Annotated in this window: 1 protein-coding gene; it reads left to right on the forward strand. The window is 41.9% G+C overall.

Annotated elements, in window-relative coordinates; all coding sequences use genetic code 11:
- Positions 1-215, forward strand: a 215-nt coding sequence (locus tag CD113_RS10060) for a putative Ig domain-containing protein (protein WP_142380904.1), incomplete at both ends; no start/stop codon positions are given.

The raw sequence follows: 215 nt of genomic DNA on the forward strand, positions 1-215 counted from the left end.
AACAGTGTGAGTGGCTTACCAGAAGGCGTAACGTTTGATGAAAATACAAACACAATTAGTGGTAGTCCAACGACTGTGGGAACTTATCCAGTCACAGTGACAACAACAGATGCCGAAGGAAATACAACAACAACACAATTCACAATTACAGTGGTAGACACAACAGCACCAACGGTGAAAGCGATTGACGATCAAACGAAAGAAGTTAATACACC

Origin of the sequence: Staphylococcus simiae (assembly GCF_002902085.1) — a bacterium.
Taxonomy (GTDB): domain Bacteria; phylum Bacillota; class Bacilli; order Staphylococcales; family Staphylococcaceae; genus Staphylococcus; species Staphylococcus simiae.